The following is a 17,131-nucleotide window of genomic DNA, read 5'->3' as shown; positions in this document are numbered from 1 at the left end:
GGAGTTCAGCGGCCAGGATCGGCCGTGACCAGCAGACTCGTCACGGCGAGGACGACGAGGACCAGCCCCGTCTCGACCGCGACCGAGTAACCGAAGGGCCGCACGGTGGCGGCGTCGCCGCGCAGCAGCACGGCGAGATCGAGGCGGGTGCGCACCCACTGGCGGCTCGCGTACGCGGCCACCAGGACGCCCCCGAGGACGGCTGTCTTGACGAGCAGCAGATGCCCGTACGAGGTGTGCAGCAGGGCGCCGTACGACCCCACCACCTGCCAGGCGAGCACCAGCCCGGCGCCGACGATGCCGGTCACGCTCACGGCCGCGAGCTTCGAGTAGCCCGGCACGACCCGCGCCAGCTCCCCGGCTTGGCGGCGCGGGAGCACGGCCAGCGCGAGCATCGCGAGCCCGCCGATCCACAGGGCGGCCCCGAGCAGGTGCACGAAGTCGGCGATGGCGCCCCAAGTGGGCTCGCTGCCCTCGGAGTTGTGGCCCGTCATCCCGGTAGTGCGCAGCAGGCCGAAGGTCACGGCGAGGGCGCCCACCCGCCAGCCCGGCGAGCGGGAGGTGGCCGGGCCGCCCTGGAGCAGGGCGCTGAGCACCACGGCCGCGAGCACCCACATCAGCCCCCGTGCGGCGAGCACGATGCCGGGTTCGGTGGCCAGGACGTCCGCGTAGGTCGCCGGGCGCAGGGCGTCCCGCAGGCCGCCGAGGGAGGTGTAGGCGCCCTGGAGTCCGAGGGCCGCCACGGTCGCCAGCAGTCCGGCCGTCCAGGCGAGCCCGAGCAGCACCCGGGCCCGCGGTTCGTGGGTGCCGCCCGGCCACAGCAGCGCGACGAACGCGAGCCCGCCGACGAACAGGGCCAGCGCGAGATAGCCCGCCCAGCGGGCGGCGACGAGACCCTTGCGGACCGAGGGGGACGGTCCGGGAGCGGCAGCCGGGGCCTCGTCGCCGCCGGTCTTGATGGCGGCCGTGCCTGCGGTGAAGGCGATCCGGCCGGAGGAGGCGTGCCCGTCCTTCTCGTCCACGACGGACCAGACGACGGCGAACCTCCCGTCCGCCGGGCTGTTGAGGGCGACCCGCACGACACTCTTCTTCGCCGTACCCGACACCGGCAGCCGGTCGCCGTCCACGGTCAGCACCCGTACGTCGGTCAGGTCGACGGGCTCGTCGAAGGTGAGGGTGAGGCTGCCGGGCGCCTTCTTCAGGTCGGCCCCGTCCTTGGGGGAGGAGCTCACCAACTGGGTGTGGGCGAAGGCGGGCTGGACCGCGCCGAACAGGGCGCAGAGCAGCGCGGCGAGCAGGAGCAGGGTCCGGCGCAGGGTCCTCACGGGGTCGCCTCCGGCTGCGGGGAGGCGGAGGCGGGGGCGAGGATGCCGCCCAGGAGGCTCGACGCGGGGGCGAGTCCGACGCAGGGGGAGGAGGCCGGCGACGGGGAGGGGCTCGCCGCCGGGCCGTTCAGGAGGCCGAGGACGGAGTCGGTGACCCCGACGAGCAGCGGCTGTACGAGGTTGACCTCGCCGTCCGTGCAGCCGTCCGTGTCCGAGGGGGAGGGCGTGGGGGTGGTGGGCCCGGGGGTGGGCGTGGGGGAACCGGTGCCCGGGACCGGCGTGGTCCCGTGGCCGGTGTGCCCGCCGCCCTGACCGCCACCGGAGCCGACGGGGACGGTACCGGTCACCACGCCCCCGCCCCCGCCCCCGATGCCGTACCCGCCGCCGTATCCGAGGCCCCCGCCGACTGAGCCGAATCCGCCGGCTCCACCGACGCCGCCTCCGCCGACTCCGCCGTACGACGGCAACTCCCCTGATCCCACCGGTGCTTGACCTGCCCCAGGGGAGGTCGTCGCCGGTGCCGTGGCGGCGGGCGGGTTGAGCGCCGGAGCGGCCTCGGCCGCGCCGGAGGCGGGGGCGCCGATGCCCGACGCATAACCCAGCACGATCACCACGGTGCCGACGAGCGCCCCGGCGACAAGTTCGTCACGGTGGTCGCGTGCGGAGGCTCGGGTCGCCCTGCGGAACAAGGGCATGACTCACTCCTGACATGCTCATCTCAATCCGGCCGGAGAACGCGGCCGATGACGAACAGTGGAGTGGAGGGTGGATTCCGCATCACTACGCACTGGTTAACCGATGGTTGCCTACCTCTCCACAGCGGGGGTGTGGTCTGTGAGAACGGTCGATTCCGCACTGTGCTCGAATGCAAATCGAACTCGTGTTGAGGATTCCGGGGAGGCTTGGCGTATGCCAAGACGGAGGGTCCCGACGGGAATTCAGAGAAGCCGGCCGACGACGGCCGCGGCCCACTCCGGCTGCTCCTCCAGCCAGCGTCCCAGGTGTTCCCGGACGGCTTCCTCGACGGCGGAGCGCACGGTCACGTTGCCCAGCGCGCCGCTTGTGGCGCCGAGGAACTCGGGCTCGTCCACCTTCACCGACACGACAGCGGTCAGGCCCGCACAGATTTGCTCGGTGCTCAGACCGGGATCGGCCGGGGGCAGCAACCGCTGCTTTCGCGCATACGCGTTGAGCGCGGCGGCCACTCCGCCGAGGAAGCCCTCCGTATGCGTGCCGCCATCAGGGGTGGGCCGGCTGTTGGCGTAACTCCGGATCCGCTCCTGGCCGGAGCCGCGCCACCGCAGGCCCACTTCCACGGTCCCAGCCGCTTTCGGGTCCTCTCGCTCGAAGCGGATGACGTCCGGATGGAGGGGCGGCCCCGCCTCCGCGTCGAGGAAGGCGACGAACTCCGCCACCCCGTCCGGGAATCGCCACCGCACCGAACGTGGCTCGCCCGAAGTGCGCTCGTCGGTCAGCGAGATGTCCAGGCTCCGGTTCAGGAAGGCCAGTTCCCTGAAGCGCTCCGCCAGCGCGGTGAACGAGAACTCCGTCGTCTCGAAGATGGTGTCGTCCGGTCGGAAGACGAGGGTGGTCCCGCTTCCGGTCGCCGGTCCGGCGGTGACGGGTGCGGAGACCGCGGCGCCGTGGACGTACTCCTGGACCCAGCGCACCCCCTCGCGCCGCACCTCGGCCCTCAGGCTGCTCGACAGGGCGTTGGTGACGCAGGGGCCGACACCGACGAACCCTGACGTCACCGAGTGGCGGCCACCGGGGTCCGCCCCGGTGACGGGCCGGGTCAGCAGGCTCTCGAGACCGGGACTGCCGACGTGACCCGCGGCCTCCACCGGTACACCAGGTCCGTCGTCGGCGACCCGCACGCCGCCGTCGGCGGTGAGGGTGACGTCGACGCGGGTGGCGCGGCCGGCCAGGATCTCGGCCACGGCCGGGTCGGTGGCCTCGAACACCAGCTGCCGCAGCCCGCGTTCGCCGACGGAGCCGGCGTACATCCCGGGCCGTCTCCGGATCGCTTCCAGCCCCTCCAGAACCTTGATGCAACTGGCGTCGTACCTGATGGCTTCCTCGCTCACGAAATCCTCCCGCGGTGGTGCCCGAAAGACCTCGCCAGCGTAGGGGAAATTCAGGAAACGGCCAGGTCAGAGCAGATGTGCCGAGGCCGTGGACGGGCGGGTGGGCAGCGACCGCGAGGCCGCCGACCAAAGGGGTCCGAGCCCGTCACCGCATCGTGTCCACGGCCGCGCCGAGAGCGCGCATGGGGCAACTCCCGTCCGCTCCCGGGCCGTTGATTCCGTTGATTCACTATCGTGCACGGATGTGGAGGACGTTGCGGCTGGCGGTCGCTCAGAGCACGGTCACGGAAGATCCCACCGACCCCGGGAACCTGCGGGCGAGCGGCTCGGAGATCCGCGGTCTGATGCGTGACGCGCGGGCCGCAGGTGCCCGGCTCGTGCAGTTCCCGGAGGGCGCGATCACCTATCCGGGCAAGTACGTGATGTCGTCCGGCGCCCCGGGGACACTCGCCGCCGCGGACTGGAGCCGGGTCGACTGGGACGTCGTACGGGAAGAGGCCGAGGCCGTCGCCGACCTGGCCGGTGAGCTGGGGCTGTGGGTGGCCTTCGGGGCCCCGCACCCGCTGACGCCTCCGCACCGGCCCCACAACAGCCTGTACGTCGTCTCGGACGCCGGGGCACTCGTCGCCCGCTACGACAAACGCCACCTGTCGCACACCGAGGTCTCGTACCTGTACACCCCCGGCACGGCACCCCTCGTCTTCGCGGTCGACGGCGTCCGCTTCGGTGTCGCGCTGTGCATCGAGGCGAACTTCCCCAAACTCTTCGCGGAGTACGAGCGGTTGGACGTGGACTGCGTACTGCTCTCCGTCATGGTCGACGACGCCGCCCGCGCGGCCCTCGCGCAGGCGTACGCCACCCTCTACAGCTACTGGGTGGGCTACTCCGTCCCGGCCCAGTTCGCAGCGAGCGCCCCGGCCACGATCACCGCCCCCGGAGGCCGGCGCCTCGCGACCGGGCCGGCCGGCAACCGGCCCGGCCTCGCCGTCGCCGACATCGACCTGGACGCCCGGGATCCCGACATCGACATCGCCCTGCGCCGCGCCCGCCCCTGGCGCCGGACCTCCCGCGCCGGCCTGTACGACAGCCACGTCGTCGTGGGCGACACCAGAAGCGACACCCGCACCGAATTCTGACGTGAACGCGCCCGCAGCCGTACGGCATCATGCGGGGATGCTCACCGTGCGGCCCGTCCTGGAGATCTGCGCCCCCGAGGGGTTCGACCTGTGGCCGACGGCGACGGCTGGGCCGGCTTCGGCCACCACCCGTCACCGGTGGCCGAACGGCACGGCGAAACGGTCCGTCTGACCGTCGACAGCGAGGCGGACGCGAGCCCGGTCATCGAGGTCTCCGTGCCCGAACTGCGCCGCCTGCTCAGCGAGGCCGAACGCGAGGTGGCCGCCTTCGCGCACCGGGCCGCACTCTGGACCGCCGCACAACTGCCCGACCACTCGGAGCAGGTCTCCCGGGCGATCAGACGTGCGCTGACGCTGCCCGCACCCGGGACGTCCGAGCCCTGTGCGCTGACGCTGCCCGCACCCGGGACGTCCGAGCCGTAGACCTCTGTGCGCCGTTGTCGAGGCGGTCGGCCCGCGCCTCAGGCGGTCGGCCGTCCCATCGCCCGGTACGTCCACCCGGCCTTGCGCCACAACTCCGGGTCCAGGGCGTTGCGGCCGTCGAGGACGACCTTCGCCGCCGCGACCTCGCCGAGGGCCGCCGGGTCCAGTTCGCGGAACTCCCGCCACTCCGTGAGGTGGAGTACGACGTCGGCGCCCCGGACCGCGTCCACGGCGGTGTCGGCGTAGCCGAGGGTCGGGAACAGGCGGCGGGCGTTGTCCATGCCCTTCGGGTCGTAGACCGTGACCTGGCCGCCCTGGAGGTGGATCTGCCCGGCGACGTTCAGCGCGGGGGAGTCGCGGACGTCGTCCGAGTCCGGCTTGAAGGTGGCGCCGAGCACCGCGACCCGCTTGCCGAGGAACGGCCCGCCGCCCAGGATCTGCCGGGCCAGCTCCACCATCTGGCCGCGCTGGCGCATGTTGATGGAGTCGATCTCGCGCAGGAAGGTCAGCGCCTGGTCGGCGCCGAGCTCACCCGCCCGGGCCATGAATGCGCGGATGTCCTTCGGCAGACACCCGCCGCCGAAGCCGATCCCGGCCCGCAGGAACTTCTTCCCGATCCGGTCGTCGTAGCCGATGGCCTCCGCCAGCTTCGCCACATCGCCGTCCGCGGCCTCGCACACCTCCGCCATCGCGTTGATGAAGGAGATCTTCGTGGCCAGGAAGGAGTTCGCGGACGTCTTCACCAGCTCGGCGGTCGGGAAGTCCGTCACCACGAACGGCGTGCCCTCGCCGAGCGGCGTCGCGTACACCTCGCGCAGCAGCTTCTCCGCGCGCTCACTGCGCACGCCGACGACGATCCGGTCCGGGTGCAGCGTGTCGTCCACCGCGAAGCCCTCGCGCAGGAACTCCGGGTTCCAGGCCAGCTCGGCGTCCGCGCCCGCGGGGGAGTGGTCGGCCAGGTAGCGGGCCAGCCGGTCCGCGGAGCCCACCGGCACGGTCGACTTGCCGACGACCAGGGCCGGGCGGGTCAGGTGCGGGGCGAGGGAGGCGATCGCCGAGTCGACGTACGACATGTCGCAGGCGTACTCGCCGTGCCGCTGCGGGGTGTTGACGCAGACGAAGTGCACGTCACCGAAGGCGCCGGCCTCGGCGAAGTCCATGGTGAAGCGGAGCCGGCCGGTGGAGCCCTCGATCCCGGCGACATGCTTGCGCAGCAGGTCCTCCAGGCCCGGCTCGTACATCGGGACCTCACCCCGCTGGAGCATCTCGATCTTCTCGGGCACCACGTCGAGCCCCAGCACCTCGAAACCGAGCTCGGCCAAGGCCGCGGCGTGGGTGGCGCCGAGGTAGCCGGTGCCGATCACGGTGATCTTGAGGGCCATGGAGACTCCATAAAGGGGGACGGTCCGGTGCGCGCCCGAGCATAGTCGGAGCGCCTGACGGGCAGCTTTCCCGCTGTCGCCAAGCTCACGTCGTCACTCCCGTGGGCGGACCCCTAAAATTTGAGTTACTTAACGGTAATTAGCACAGGCACTGCAGCGTCCTTGGAGCGTGAGAGACCTTGGCCGGATCGGCTGACTTCGACCTGTACCGCCCGTCCGAGGAGCACGACATGCTCCGGGACGCCATCCGCTCGCTGGCGGAGGCGAAGATCGCGCCCTACGCCGCCGCGGTCGACGAGGAGGCCCGCTTCCCGCGCGAGGCGCTGGACGCCCTGGTGGCCAACGACCTGCACGCCGTGCACGTCCCCGAGGAGTACGGCGGCGCGGGCGCCGACGCGCTGGCCACGGTGATCGTCATCGAGGAGGTCGCACGCGCCTGCGTGAGCTCCTCCCTCATCCCAGCCGTGAACAAGCTGGGCTCGCTCCCGGTGATCCTCTCGGGTTCCGAGGACCTGAAGAAGAAGTACCTCTCGCCGCTCGCCAAGGGCGACGCGATGTTCTCCTACGCCCTCTCCGAGCCGGACGCCGGCTCCGACGCGGCCGGCATGAAGACCAAGGCGGTCCGCGACGGCGACCACTGGATCCTCAACGGCGTCAAGCGCTGGATCACCAACGCGGGCGAGTCCGAGTACTACACGGTGATGGCCGTGACGGACCCGACGAAGCGCTCGAAGGGCATCTCGGCGTTCGTCGTCGAGAAGTCCGACGAGGGCGTCTCCTTCGGCGCCCCCGAGAAGAAGCTCGGCATCAAGGGCTCCCCGACCCGCGAGGTCTACTTCGACAACGTCCGCATCCCCGCCGACCGCATCATCGGCGAGGAGGGCACCGGCTTCGCGACCGCCATGAAGACCCTGGACCACACCCGCATCACCATCGCCGCGCAGGCGCTCGGTGTCGCCCAGGGCGCCTTCGACTACGCCAAGGGCTACGTCCAGGAGCGCAAGCAGTTCGGCAAGGCCATCGCCGACTTCCAGGGCATCCAGTTCATGCTCGCCGACATGGCCATGAAGATCGAGGCCGCGCGCGCCCTGACCTACCAGGCCGCGGCCGCCTCGGAACGCCTCGACAAGAACCTCACCTTCCAGGGCGCGGCGGCCAAGTGCTTCGCCTCGGACGTGGCGATGGAGGTCACCACGGACGCTGTCCAGCTCCTCGGCGGGTACGGGTACACCCGTGACTACCCGGTGGAGCGGATGATGCGCGACGCGAAGATCACACAGATATACGAGGGCACGAACCAGGTCCAGCGGATCGTGATGGCAAGGAACCTTCCCTAGCAGGGTTTTTGCAGGTCAGAAGTTGTTTCGAAGGTCCGGAGAGACACCCTCGGCTTTCTGCCCGCTGCGGTCCGATCAGGGCCGTTCCTGGGCGTCATGCTGGGGGAATCCTGGGCAGATGCCGGGCTGGAAACGGCCACTGACCTGCACAAACAACACAGCCCCCGGCGTCGCGCCGGGGGCTGTTGTCGTACGCGCATCAGGCGACCTCTGATGCCTCCGTGGGGTCGTCGGCGCCGGGCGTCAACATCGTTGCGATGGCGGCCCGACCGCGCTGCTCGGCCCCTTCGAAGATGTAGTGGTAGTGCTCCCTCAGCACGTCCGTGCTGCTGTGGCCCATCCAGTCGGCCACATCGTTCTCGGGGACTTCGGCGTACAGCAGCCGCCATCCGTAGTAGTGCCGGAGTGAGTGGGCCTTGCAGTACTTCACCTGCCCCTTGCCCAGAGCCTCCATCCAGATCCTCGGGTAGAAGTACGACGCGTAGAGGTAGCCGGTCCGCGTCACGTTGGGGAAGAGAAGCCGCTCCGGCCCCCATAGGCCGTGGTTCTTGATGTGCCGCCGAAGCTCGAAGGCGACGTTCGGAGGGAGGGGGACAGTGCGCCCTGGCTCGCCTTCGTCACGAGCCTTGATGTGCCGACGCTGGATGGCGCTGTTCTTCCCCGACTCGGTGTCTCCGTCCTCCGCAATCTGGAAGTCGACGCGAAGCGTCTCGGCCTTGAAGTCGATCTGATCGCGGGATACCGCCATGGCCTCACCCAGCCGCAGGCCGCACCCGAACTTCATGGAGGATCGGCCACGTCCTCGCAGATTCTCCCGTACATGGGAGCGACGGCCGCTGAGGTCCGAGCGCTTCCGGAAGTTGTGGTGACCGTAGAACGGTCAGGCAAGACGGGTCGGCCAGCCACCGTTTTCAGACTCCGCGGTGACGATTCCGAGCCCGCGCCAGAACCGGTCTCCCATTCTCCCGCCCCCATGCCGGCCGAAGCGGAACGGGAGGCGAAGCGGCCCACCGTCGTCCGCCTGGACGCCTACCGCCCGGAACCGAAGCAGGCCCCGGATCCTGTGCCGGAACCGAAGCGGCCGGTTCTCCCTCGGGTTTCCGTGACCAGGCGGCCCGAACCGCTCGAAGAGAACCCGTTCCGCGCACTGATCCAGCGAACAAAGCCAGCCCTCGGAGCCACTTCTGGGGGCTTCGGTGAACCCGCACCGATGAGAGGGCGCAAGCGTCCTGCGAGCAACCGCGCGGTCCGGCCAGGGACTGAGAGTCCGGTGTTTATACCTTGCTCGCGACCACCATGTAGTTCTCGGCCTCCAGATCGAACGTGCTCAGTTCCACCTGGAGTCCGACCCGGTGCAACTCGACTTCGAGTTCCTCGTACCGGTAGGGCCAGCAGGACAGCAGTTCCGAGCGGACAAGAACCAACCCGGTCGCATCAACTTGCGCGATCGCAATCTCGATATGGTGCTCCTCCTCCCAATGCGGCGCAATCTCCCAGCGGTAGACCACGACAGCATCGCGACCGTTCCGGCGGACGAGTCGGTCACTGATGTCCAGCCGGGAACCTCTGGCCCTCACGAGTTCCCAAGTACGGGAGGTGAGTACCAAGCGCCCGCCGGGACTCAGAAGCCGTGACATCGACTCCAGAGCAGCAACCCTGCCTCTCGCGCCCACGGCATGGTGCAGCGAGTTGCCAACGCAGAACACCATGTCGAACGTGTTGTCCTGGAAATGGTCGGGCAACTCTTCCCAGTTCGCCCGTACGGCCCGGACGGATGCCCCGAACTCCTCAGACAACTCTGCAGTCCGACGAACCATCGTTTCGCTGGCGTCAGTTGCGACAACCTGCATGCCACGACCGGCGAGGCCAACCGCCAACTGTCCGGTTCCGCACGAACAGTCGAGGACGTGAGAGTTCGACGGCAGGAGATTGAGGACGTCATCGAACGACGCAGCGAACTCGGCTGGAGCCAGCTTTGCATCCGAGATGAGCCACTCGTACACCTCGGCAAGCGCGTTATAACCCGTCACAACTACTACCTCCGTCACGCGGCAGACTCACGGCTGGACGTCAGTTCATCAACGGAGCAAGCCGGGCACCAATGGTTTTCGCAAGGATGGCTCTGACGGTGTTTGTGGGTTGTCAGTTGTCCGTCTGAGTGGATGTCATCGGCTGGTCAGCTGAGAAGTTGTTCGTGAGGTAACTCTGCGCCGCAGCCGGCCAGCACGGACAGCAACAGGAACCGGGACACTTCCCGTCACGCTGAGCTGCAGCCGGCCAGCGCGGAGCGCGAACAGAACCGCGCAACGGTTGGCCAGCTTGACGCTTACCGACCAGCACCCAAGCCTGCGCCGGAACCGAAGCGACCGGAACCGCTCGGGGACACGAATCGACTACGCGACTGGGCAGGCCGCTCCAGGAAGCGCACGATTCGGGGAGCACGTCACCACTGCCAGGGACAGATACGAGGGACGTTCCAGATAGAAGCCGTACGACACATCAGCGCCCGAGTGCAGGTGTTCGGCAGCAGAGACCACCAGGCGGGCCAGGCGGGGGGTGTCTCGGTCCCGTTTCGCCGCGAACCGGGGCGCGTACTCGGCCAGCCGCTCACCGAGCCAGGCCGCCGCCTCCTTGGCTTCCTCCCATGTGCCACGAACGATGGAACGGGGCTTGATCAGCCAGTATGCCGTTTCAAGGGGCGGCAGATCGGTGGTCGGGAACTCCGCCGCGACCTCTCGATAACGCTCGATCAGTTCTGGTCTGCTTCCCGCCGGGGGCGGCTCAGGATGTGGAGGTGGCCGCAGGGCCTCATTGTCGAAACGCTCTTTCGGGCCGGTCCATAGATAGCCGTGGTGGTGCACCAGTCGTTCCGTTCCGAGGAGTGCCAGCCGGGCCGGACCCAGGGACAGGAGGACCCGGCCCGGCTGGCGGGAGGGGGAGGCTCAGACGTTCAGTCCGAAGCGCGCGGGGTCGATACCGGCCGCGTCCAGTTCCTCCGTGGTGAACCGCAGCGGTTGGGCGTCCAGCCGCTTGCTGTCACCCAGGGCCCAGGCGTCGTCACCGATCCGCGCCAGGGTCACGCACCCTTCGGTGCAGGGGCCGCCGCATGCCTTCACGAACGACGCCCCGTTGATGTCGAGCGCGTACAGATCACTTCCGTCCAGCATCACTGCACCTTCCTGCTCAACTGATCACGGCCATGACTGACCGTCGCCGCCCATACCGGGCGGGAGTTCAGGGATTCCACCGCAGGGGCGGTGTCTCACTCGGCGCGAACGACCATGGCGAACGAGGTCCGGATGCGCCGGAAACCGGCGTGCCCGGACCGGCCCGTGTGGCTCATGCACTCCACGTCGACGGAGGCCGAGTCATCGGCGGGAGTTGCCTTCCAACCGCAGTGCAGACACTCGGCCTCGAACGTCACGTCCGTGTCGGGATGCTCGATGATCCGGTGCATGACGTACCGCATGGCCGCTCTGACGCTCACAGCCCACCCCTACGGCTCCGCGCGTTGGCTGCGGAGACTCTGCCGCTCAGTCCCGCTGACGGGCTATTCGGCGGGGGCTTGTAGTCAGGACACTTCGGGCTCCCGCACTCACACCGAGGCCAGTGCAAAGCCGAACTCGGCGCCAGGTCCGCGCCCTCGGGGCCAGGGTCGCTCTTCTGCACCATGAGCACGCCGCCGACGCCGAACGCTCCGGAGAGACGGGAGGGGAACTGTCGGGCCTCACTGCTGCCCAGATGATCTGCCGCTTCGGTCCTATGTGCCTTGCTGTCGCTCACCATGGCCTCCATCTTCGGCGGCCCACGATTGCGCCTCTAGCCTGTTTCCTGTTCCCGCAAAAAGTCGTTGCGGATGCTTTCGATCAGATCCCGCATTTCATCGCCGGCCAGCGCGGCTCGCGCGAATCCTTCGAACTTGTCAACGTAGAGACTCACATCTCGCGGGTCCGTAACGACGACTTCGGCATGGACGGTTTCAACCGTCACCATGCGGTCGTCACGGATGACGAAGGCATGATTTGCGATGTCATGTTGCTGAATTCTCAGAGGGACTATCCGGATGTCCACGTGGGAGAGCCGTGAAATGGAGACGATGCGATCAAGCTGAGCGGCCATCATCTGCGGTCGCACGATGCGCCAGCGCAGAACAGGTTCGGTGATGATGAACCGGAGCGACTTTGTGTTGTCGTAGAGAACCGCTTGCCGTTCGAGTCGCCCATTGATCGTTCGCGTGAGTGCGTCTTCACTCAGATTGTGCCGTTGCAGAATGGCCCTGATGTACTCGGGCGTCTGGAGCAGGCCCGGAACGAGCGCGGGTTGAAACAGCCGCAGTACAGACATCTGGGCTTCCAGAGCCTTGGCGGCCTGCTGGCCCTTGTGGACCCCGATTCGCTTGAGCAGGCGCCACGCCGTCGCTTCCGTCGCTGACGCGCGTGCGGCTTCTGCGTACTCCGCTTTGACCTCGTCCGAGACACCGATGGCGGTCAGGATGCGCTCTACGTCCGTCGCGCTGGGTGCCAGCTTCGCATTCTCGATCTTGGACAGCTTGGACGGAGACATGAGGGCGCTGCGGGCCACCGCTTTGGCTTCCTTGCCGGATGCCACTCGCAGCGCCCGCAGCGCGGCTCCAAGCTGTGCTCTGTTCACGTCCCGTACTTGGCCCACCATTCGGTGAACGGTTCCGCGTGGGCGAGAGCCGCATCACGGTACCCCGTGAATTCCGCTGTTCGTTCCGGCGGTAGCACTTCCGATCCCAGGTACTTTCCGCTTCCGTCGTAGTTCATCACGGCCACGGATTCGGAGTCGAAGAACCAGAAATCCGGAACGTTCTCCAGGGCGTTGGGTTTGTCGGTGATGTCGAGGATGAAGAACTCTTCACCCCCGCTCGCATTCTTGTGGTAGCCCCAGCCGAGTTCGAACCTAAGATAGTCCGTGAGCGGGCGGGACAGGATATGGACCCGGTATACCCGCTTCCCCTTCTCGGTGTGCGAGCGTAGTTCTTTGATCCAGCCTGCGTTGTAGTCGTCTGGCTGTGGCTCCCCGGCCAGGAATGCCTGATAGGCGTCGATGCTCCCGGACTTGCTGTAGTCGTCCAGGGTCTCCAGCCGGAATGCCTCGCGCTCGAATGCCTCGAAGAGGTCGCCGAGGGTCCTAGATGAGGTTGTCACGGATGGCCTTCTGGATCAGTTCCATCGGGATCTCGACCAGGGTTTCGTGCGCGGGAATCTGAAGCCCGTGGTCGGTCGGCGTCTCGCCCTGTACCAGGAAGGTGCCACGATCCGTGGCGTAGATCGTCGGGCAGTCCTTGATGTCGCACGTGCTGACCAGCTTGGTGACCTTCATGGTCTGGGTTCCCCTCTCCCGTGCCGCTGCCCGTACCCCGCATCTGGGTTGATGCTCCCGAGGGCTGTGCGCACCGGTCAAGCGATCACGGTTGACGGAACGGGAAACCGCGTAACTTGAGTCGGGCCTGCTCGTATACCGCGCGACTGGCGGCGGTGCCTCCAGCGCGCTTCGTGCCTGCGGTAAAGCACGCAGATCTACGAGGGCACGAACCAGGTCCAGCGGATCGTCATGGCCCGCAACCTGCCGTAGCGAGCCGCGGAGGAAGCCCCGGTCCGATGGGGCCGGGGCTTTTCAGTGCGCTGCCCGCGCCGCGTACGACACGAACTCCGCCCAGGCGGTGGGCCCGAGGGGGAGGTGGGGGCCGGTCGGGTTCTTGGAGTCGCGTATGTGGATGGCGGTGGGGGTGGGGGCTATCTCGACGCAGGAGGACGCTTCCTCGCTGTACGTGGACTTCTGCCAGTTGAGTGCGGTCATTGACCAGCCTCCTAGGTGTCCTGGGTGATGCGGTGGATCAGGTCATGGGATGCATCAGGGGCTAGGGCGGCCTCCTGCATGCGGTCGAGGATGAGTCGGTACTTGGTCAACTGTGCGACGGAATCGATGAGTTCGCTTCCGTGAGCCGCGTCTAGCTGTGCCGTGTCGAGGGCGGGGACAGGCCCGTACGTGTAGTCGAGCCCATGGCCGACGGTGGGGAACATGGTGCCGTCGAAGGGGATGACCCGGAGGGTGACGTGCGGTAGTTCGGCCATCTTTGACAGATGATCCAACTGGGCGCGGGCCACTTCGGCACCGCCGAATCGCATGCGCAGCGCGGCCTCGTGAATGATCGCCGTGTACTGGGGCGGCTGCTCGCGATAGAGAATGGCCTGGCGCTTGATGCGGTGGGAGATGCGGTACTCGATCTCGTGCGGCCGCAGGGCCGGCACCGCCTGACGGAACAGGCTGCGGGCATGTTCCGGGGTCTGGAGCAGGCCGGGGATGTTGATGACCTGGGCCACGCGCAGGGCGACCGCGTGGTGCTCCATCTCCGCGACATCCAGGAACCTTGGCGGCAGCGTGTCCCGGTACTCCTCCCACCAACCGCGGTCCCTGGACGTCGCCATGGACACGAGCGCCTCGATCAAAGCCTCGTCGGTGCAGTCGTAATTGTGGGCGAGGGTGCGGACGCTCTGTTCGCTGAGGCCGAAGCGGCCTGTCTCGATGTTGCTGATGCGCGCCTGGTTGGCGCCGATCATCTCGCCGGCCTGCCGGGCAGTCAGCCCCGCGTTCTCGCGCAGCTTGCGCAGTTCGACGCCCAGACGTAGCTGGCGTGCCGTAGGTGACTGCCGTGGAGGCATGGTTCCGCTCCCTCGCCTGATTCGTACATGGTCACCCACACGAGTGCAGAGTCGGATGTATCTGCAGATTGAGTAGAAACTATTCTACGGCCACCAGTACGGTGGAACCCAAGCCGCTCAACCCTCCCCGCCGACAAGCCGGAAGCGCACCGCGCCGTCACGCCTCGCGCGCGGCACTGCCACCGCAGGCAATCCCTCCACCGCAGGAGCCGTTCATGGTCACCGTATCGCCGCCCGGCACCTGGACGTACGCCCTCCGCCTGCCCCGCAACCCTCGCGCGGCACGCGTCGCACGCATGACCGTACGGGCCGTGCTCGACAGCCATGGCAGGCCCGAACTCCTCGACACCGTAGAGCTCTTGACCTCCGAACTGGTCACCAACACCTACCTCCACACCACCGGCCCCGCCTCCCTCCGCCTCACGGCTCTGGCGGACGGACGCCTGCGGGTCGGCGTCTGGGACAGCCACCCACGCGTCCCGGCCCTCTTCGGCGAAGCCCCCTCGGACAACGTCCCGTCGGACTGCGACGGCGGGCGCGGTCTGCATCTGGTGCGGGCGTACGCCGACCGCTGGGGTGGCTGGTCGTTCGCGGACGGGCCGTTCGACCGCCGTGCCGGAAAGCTGCTCTGGTTCGAGACGGGGGGATGAGACCCCGCCCCCGCCCTCGGTGTCCGGCTTCAGTCCTCGAATCCCTCCGCCGCCCGCTTCTCCCGCAGCTCCACGATCGCCCGGCGCCTCGCCAGTCGATGTGTCCGGCGGATCTGCGCCTCCTGGTAGCGGCGCTCGTCGCGTTCCGTCTCCGGGAGCACCGGAGGGACCCGGCGCGGCCTGCCGTCGGCGTCGACCGCGGCGAAGACGAGGTAGGCGGAGCCGACCTGGGTGGCGGGCGTGGACTCGTTCCAGCGTTCGGCCAGGACCCGCACACCGACCTCCATCGAGGTCCGGCCGGTCCAGTTGACCTGGGCCTTCACATGGACGAGGTCACCCACCCGGACCGGCTCCAGGAACGCCATCTCGTCCATGGAGGCAGTGACCGCCGGCCCGCCGCTGTGCCGCCCGGCCACCGCACCCGCCGCGTCGTCCACCAGCTTCATGATCACGCCACCGTGCACGGTACCGAGGAGATTGGTGTCGGCCTGGGTCATGATGTGGCTCAGCGTGGTGCGGGACGCCGACGTGGGCTTGCCCGGGATCTCCGGCGTCTCCGGCGTCTCCGGGATCTCCGGCGTCTCCGGGGTGCCTGGTGCGGCGGCGGTGGCCTGGTCTGTCATGGCCCCCACCCTATGCCTGATGACAATTCGGGAATTTGTGTCAGCTTGGCAACAGCGCTGACCTGATTTTCCGACGACCCTTGTATAGGGCACAGCGGGTACCTGCACACTGGGCCCCATGAGCGATTGGCCCCAGGGACGGCCCGGCGACGACCGCGGCGACCGGTACGGACGCGGCAGCGCGAGCGCGCAGCCCGAGAGCGCCCGCGTGATGCGGCAGGTCCGCCGCGGTCAGGCGGCGCCCGGGCAGTCGGCGCCGCCGTACGGAAACGGCGTGCCCCACCAGCAGCCGTCGTACGTCGACGGCCAGGGCCACGGCGGCGGCTACGACAGCGGCTACAACACCGGCCAGGTCTACGGCAGCCCCGGCGGGGGCGGCGGCTACGGCGGTCCGGACGAGCCGGGCGGCGGCGGCCGGGGTCCGCGGCCCGCGCCGAACTGGCGCAAGCGGATCAAGTGGACCGCGATCGTCGTCATCACCGGGCTGGTCGTGACGACCGTCGGCACCTACTTCTGGGCCGACTCCAAGCTCAACCGCGAGGTCGACCTGTCCAAGGTGATCGACCGGCCGGAGCAGGGCGACGGCACCAACTACCTCATCGTCGGCTCCGACAGCCGCGCAGGGCTCTCCTCCGAGCAGAAGAAGCAGCTGCACACCGGATCCGCCGAGGGCAAGCGCACCGACTCGATGATGATCCTGCACACCGGCAGCAACGGCGACACGCTGATCTCGCTGCCGCGCGACTCGGACGTGGAGATCCCGACCTTCGTGGGCTCCGAGTCCGGCAAGACGTACAAGGGCACGGGCCGGCACGTGAAGCTGAACGCCGCCTACGCCGAGGACGGCCCCGAGCTGCTGGTGCGCACGGTCGAGTACAACACCGGCCTGAAGATCGACCACTACGTCGAGATCGGCTTCGCCGGCTTCGCGAGCATCGTCGACGCGGTCGGCGGGGTCGAGATCGACATCGACAAGGGCTTCAAGGACAAGTACTCCGGCGCCGACTTCGCGGCGGGCAAGCAGAAGCTGAACGGCGACCAGGCGCTCGCCTTCGTCCGCACCCGGCACGCGTTCGCCGCCTCCGACCTGCAGCGCACCAAGAACCAGCAGAAGTTCCTCGCGGCCCTCGCCCACCAGGTGGCCACCCCCGGCACGGTCCTGAACCCCTTCAAGCTCTACCCGACGCTCGGCGCGGGCCTGGACTCGCTCATCGTCGACAAGGACATGGGCCTGTATGACCTGGGGTCCATGTTCTTCGCGATGAAGGGCGTCAACGGCGGCGACGGCACCTCGCTGAACATGCCGGTCTCCGGATCCACCGGAGGCAACCTCCTCTGGGACAAGGCGAAGGTGAAGCAACTGGTGCAGGAGCTGAACAACGACGAGAAGGTCACCGTCTCCGGCAACTGAGGGCCGGGGCCAGGGCCCTGCGCCCGCCGTCCCGAGCCGAGCAGCGCGATGTGCGGAAGGGCCGACCGCCC

At 68.5% G+C, this 17,131-nt stretch carries 20 protein-coding genes; 5 read left to right on the top strand and 15 right to left on the bottom strand.

Annotated features, from left to right (window positions below):
• Positions 1-5: 5 nt before the first annotated feature.
• From ACFVYN_RS20595 to ACFVYN_RS20585, 3 genes are all read right to left on the bottom strand, one after another.
• The gene (locus ACFVYN_RS20595) at positions 6-1,325 is read right to left on the bottom strand and encodes a copper resistance CopC/CopD family protein (RefSeq protein WP_390000514.1); all 1,320 of its coding nucleotides are present in this window, start codon (positions 1,323-1,325) and stop codon (positions 6-8) included.
• A complete protein-coding gene (locus ACFVYN_RS20590) occupies positions 1,322-2,020 on the bottom strand; it encodes a hypothetical protein (RefSeq protein ID WP_390000511.1) in 699 nt (232 codons plus the stop codon). The genes ACFVYN_RS20595 and ACFVYN_RS20590 overlap by 4 nt, the downstream gene beginning before the upstream one ends.
• A 243-nt stretch (positions 2,021-2,263) precedes the next feature.
• The gene (locus ACFVYN_RS20585; RefSeq protein WP_390000508.1) at positions 2,264-3,412 is read right to left on the bottom strand and encodes a DNA gyrase subunit B; all 1,149 of its coding nucleotides are present in this window, start codon (positions 3,410-3,412) and stop codon (positions 2,264-2,266) included.
• Positions 3,413-3,654: 242 nt separating this feature from the next.
• Between ACFVYN_RS20585 and ACFVYN_RS20580 the strand changes: the two genes are divergently transcribed.
• Both ACFVYN_RS20580 and ACFVYN_RS20575 read left to right on the top strand, forming a co-directional pair.
• On the top strand, positions 3,655-4,548 hold the full coding sequence (locus ACFVYN_RS20580; RefSeq protein ID WP_390000505.1) for a carbon-nitrogen hydrolase family protein: 894 nt from the start codon (positions 3,655-3,657) through the stop codon (positions 4,546-4,548).
• 90 nt (positions 4,549-4,638) lie between these two features.
• On the top strand, positions 4,639-4,971 hold the full coding sequence (locus ACFVYN_RS20575) for a hypothetical protein (protein ID WP_390000502.1): 333 nt from the start codon (positions 4,639-4,641) through the stop codon (positions 4,969-4,971).
• A 38-nt stretch (positions 4,972-5,009) separates the two neighbouring features.
• On the opposite strand, the gene ACFVYN_RS20570 is transcribed toward ACFVYN_RS20575, so the two are convergent.
• Positions 5,010-6,353 (bottom strand): UDP-glucose dehydrogenase family protein, encoded by a 1,344-nt coding sequence (locus ACFVYN_RS20570; RefSeq protein ID WP_390000499.1) that lies wholly within the window; start codon positions 6,351-6,353, stop codon positions 5,010-5,012.
• A gap of 179 nt (positions 6,354-6,532) precedes the next feature.
• Between ACFVYN_RS20570 and ACFVYN_RS20565 the strand changes: the two genes are divergently transcribed.
• Positions 6,533-7,690, top strand: coding sequence for an acyl-CoA dehydrogenase (locus tag ACFVYN_RS20565; protein ID WP_390000496.1), 1,158 nt, complete (start codon positions 6,533-6,535; stop codon positions 7,688-7,690).
• Positions 7,691-7,889: 199 nt separating this feature from the next.
• Here the strand turns inward: ACFVYN_RS20565 and ACFVYN_RS20560 are convergent, their stop codons facing one another.
• From ACFVYN_RS20560 to ACFVYN_RS20515, 10 genes are all read right to left on the bottom strand, one after another.
• A complete protein-coding gene (locus ACFVYN_RS20560) occupies positions 7,890-8,438 on the bottom strand; it encodes a tyrosine-type recombinase/integrase (RefSeq protein WP_390000492.1) in 549 nt (182 codons plus the stop codon).
• A 526-nt stretch (positions 8,439-8,964) separates the two neighbouring features.
• Positions 8,965-9,720: a class I SAM-dependent methyltransferase gene (locus tag ACFVYN_RS20555; protein WP_390000624.1), complete on the bottom strand. Its 756-nt coding sequence runs from the start codon at positions 9,718-9,720 to the stop codon at positions 8,965-8,967.
• A gap of 363 nt (positions 9,721-10,083) precedes the next feature.
• Entirely contained in the window at positions 10,084-10,551 is a 468-nt protein-coding gene (locus ACFVYN_RS20550; RefSeq protein WP_390000489.1) for a hypothetical protein, read from the bottom strand.
• A gap of 81 nt (positions 10,552-10,632) precedes the next feature.
• Positions 10,633-10,857: a DUF397 domain-containing protein gene (locus ACFVYN_RS20545; RefSeq protein ID WP_390000486.1), complete on the bottom strand. Its 225-nt coding sequence runs from the start codon at positions 10,855-10,857 to the stop codon at positions 10,633-10,635.
• Positions 10,858-10,952: 95 nt separating this feature from the next.
• On the bottom strand, positions 10,953-11,177 hold the full coding sequence (locus ACFVYN_RS20540; RefSeq protein ID WP_250404821.1) for a hypothetical protein: 225 nt from the start codon (positions 11,175-11,177) through the stop codon (positions 10,953-10,955).
• 332 nt (positions 11,178-11,509) lie between these two features.
• Complete coding sequence (locus ACFVYN_RS20535) at positions 11,510-12,340, bottom strand: helix-turn-helix domain-containing protein (protein WP_390000483.1); 831 nt, start codon at positions 12,338-12,340, stop codon at positions 11,510-11,512.
• The gene (locus tag ACFVYN_RS20530; protein ID WP_390000479.1) at positions 12,337-12,861 is read right to left on the bottom strand and encodes a DUF6879 family protein; all 525 of its coding nucleotides are present in this window, start codon (positions 12,859-12,861) and stop codon (positions 12,337-12,339) included. The genes ACFVYN_RS20535 and ACFVYN_RS20530 overlap by 4 nt, the downstream gene beginning before the upstream one ends.
• Complete coding sequence (locus ACFVYN_RS20525; RefSeq protein ID WP_030115393.1) at positions 12,845-13,036, bottom strand: hypothetical protein; 192 nt, start codon at positions 13,034-13,036, stop codon at positions 12,845-12,847. The genes ACFVYN_RS20530 and ACFVYN_RS20525 overlap by 17 nt, the downstream gene beginning before the upstream one ends.
• A 294-nt stretch (positions 13,037-13,330) precedes the next feature.
• Positions 13,331-13,513: a DUF397 domain-containing protein gene (locus ACFVYN_RS20520; protein WP_390000476.1), complete on the bottom strand. Its 183-nt coding sequence runs from the start codon at positions 13,511-13,513 to the stop codon at positions 13,331-13,333.
• Positions 13,514-13,524: 11 nt separating this feature from the next.
• A complete protein-coding gene (locus tag ACFVYN_RS20515) occupies positions 13,525-14,376 on the bottom strand; it encodes a helix-turn-helix domain-containing protein (RefSeq protein ID WP_390000473.1) in 852 nt (283 codons plus the stop codon).
• A gap of 215 nt (positions 14,377-14,591) precedes the next feature.
• Between ACFVYN_RS20515 and ACFVYN_RS20510 the strand changes: the two genes are divergently transcribed.
• Positions 14,592-15,026 carry an ATP-binding protein gene (locus ACFVYN_RS20510; protein ID WP_390000470.1) on the top strand — a complete coding sequence of 145 codons (435 nt, stop codon included), beginning with the start codon at positions 14,592-14,594 and terminating at the stop codon, positions 15,024-15,026.
• Positions 15,027-15,055: 29 nt separating this feature from the next.
• Here the strand turns inward: ACFVYN_RS20510 and ACFVYN_RS20505 are convergent, their stop codons facing one another.
• The gene (locus ACFVYN_RS20505) at positions 15,056-15,649 is read right to left on the bottom strand and encodes an acyl-CoA thioesterase (protein WP_390000467.1); all 594 of its coding nucleotides are present in this window, start codon (positions 15,647-15,649) and stop codon (positions 15,056-15,058) included.
• 118 nt (positions 15,650-15,767) lie between these two features.
• On the opposite strand from ACFVYN_RS20505, the gene ACFVYN_RS20500 reads away from it, so the two are divergent.
• The gene (locus ACFVYN_RS20500) at positions 15,768-17,060 is read left to right on the top strand and encodes an LCP family protein (RefSeq protein ID WP_390000465.1); all 1,293 of its coding nucleotides are present in this window, start codon (positions 15,768-15,770) and stop codon (positions 17,058-17,060) included.
• The last annotated feature ends 71 nt before the right edge of the window (positions 17,061-17,131 follow it).

The organism is Streptomyces sp. NPDC058307 (assembly GCF_042880295.1).
Lineage (GTDB): Bacteria > Actinomycetota > Actinomycetes > Streptomycetales > Streptomycetaceae > Streptomyces.
The sequence above is the reverse complement of the archived record's forward strand: the minus strand, read 5'-3'. Positions and strand labels throughout refer to the sequence as shown.

Bases quoted from the DNA above. Each gene is read 5' to 3' on its own strand.
- ACFVYN_RS20590 (WP_390000511.1), bottom strand. From the start codon at position 2,020: ATGCCCTTGTTCCGCAGGGCGACCCGAGCCTCCGCACGCGACCACCGT.
- ACFVYN_RS20580 (WP_390000505.1), top strand. From the start codon at position 3,655: ATGTGGAGGACGTTGCGGCTGGCGGTCGCTCAGAGCACGGTCACGGAA.
- ACFVYN_RS20570 (WP_390000499.1), bottom strand. From the start codon at position 6,353: ATGGCCCTCAAGATCACCGTGATCGGCACCGGCTACCTCGGCGCCACC.
- ACFVYN_RS20560 (WP_390000492.1), bottom strand. From the start codon at position 8,438: ATGGCGGTATCCCGCGATCAGATCGACTTCAAGGCCGAGACGCTTCGC.
- ACFVYN_RS20545 (WP_390000486.1), bottom strand. From the start codon at position 10,857: ATGCTGGACGGAAGTGATCTGTACGCGCTCGACATCAACGGGGCGTCG.
- ACFVYN_RS20525 (WP_030115393.1), bottom strand. From the start codon at position 13,036: ATGAAGGTCACCAAGCTGGTCAGCACGTGCGACATCAAGGACTGCCCG.
- ACFVYN_RS20520 (WP_390000476.1), bottom strand. From the start codon at position 13,513: ATGACCGCACTCAACTGGCAGAAGTCCACGTACAGCGAGGAAGCGTCC.
- ACFVYN_RS20515 (WP_390000473.1), bottom strand. From the start codon at position 14,376: ATGCCTCCACGGCAGTCACCTACGGCACGCCAGCTACGTCTGGGCGTC.
- ACFVYN_RS20510 (WP_390000470.1), top strand. From the start codon at position 14,592: ATGGTCACCGTATCGCCGCCCGGCACCTGGACGTACGCCCTCCGCCTG.
- ACFVYN_RS20505 (WP_390000467.1), bottom strand. From the start codon at position 15,649: ATGACAGACCAGGCCACCGCCGCCGCACCAGGCACCCCGGAGACGCCG.
- ACFVYN_RS20500 (WP_390000465.1), top strand. From the start codon at position 15,768: ATGAGCGATTGGCCCCAGGGACGGCCCGGCGACGACCGCGGCGACCGG.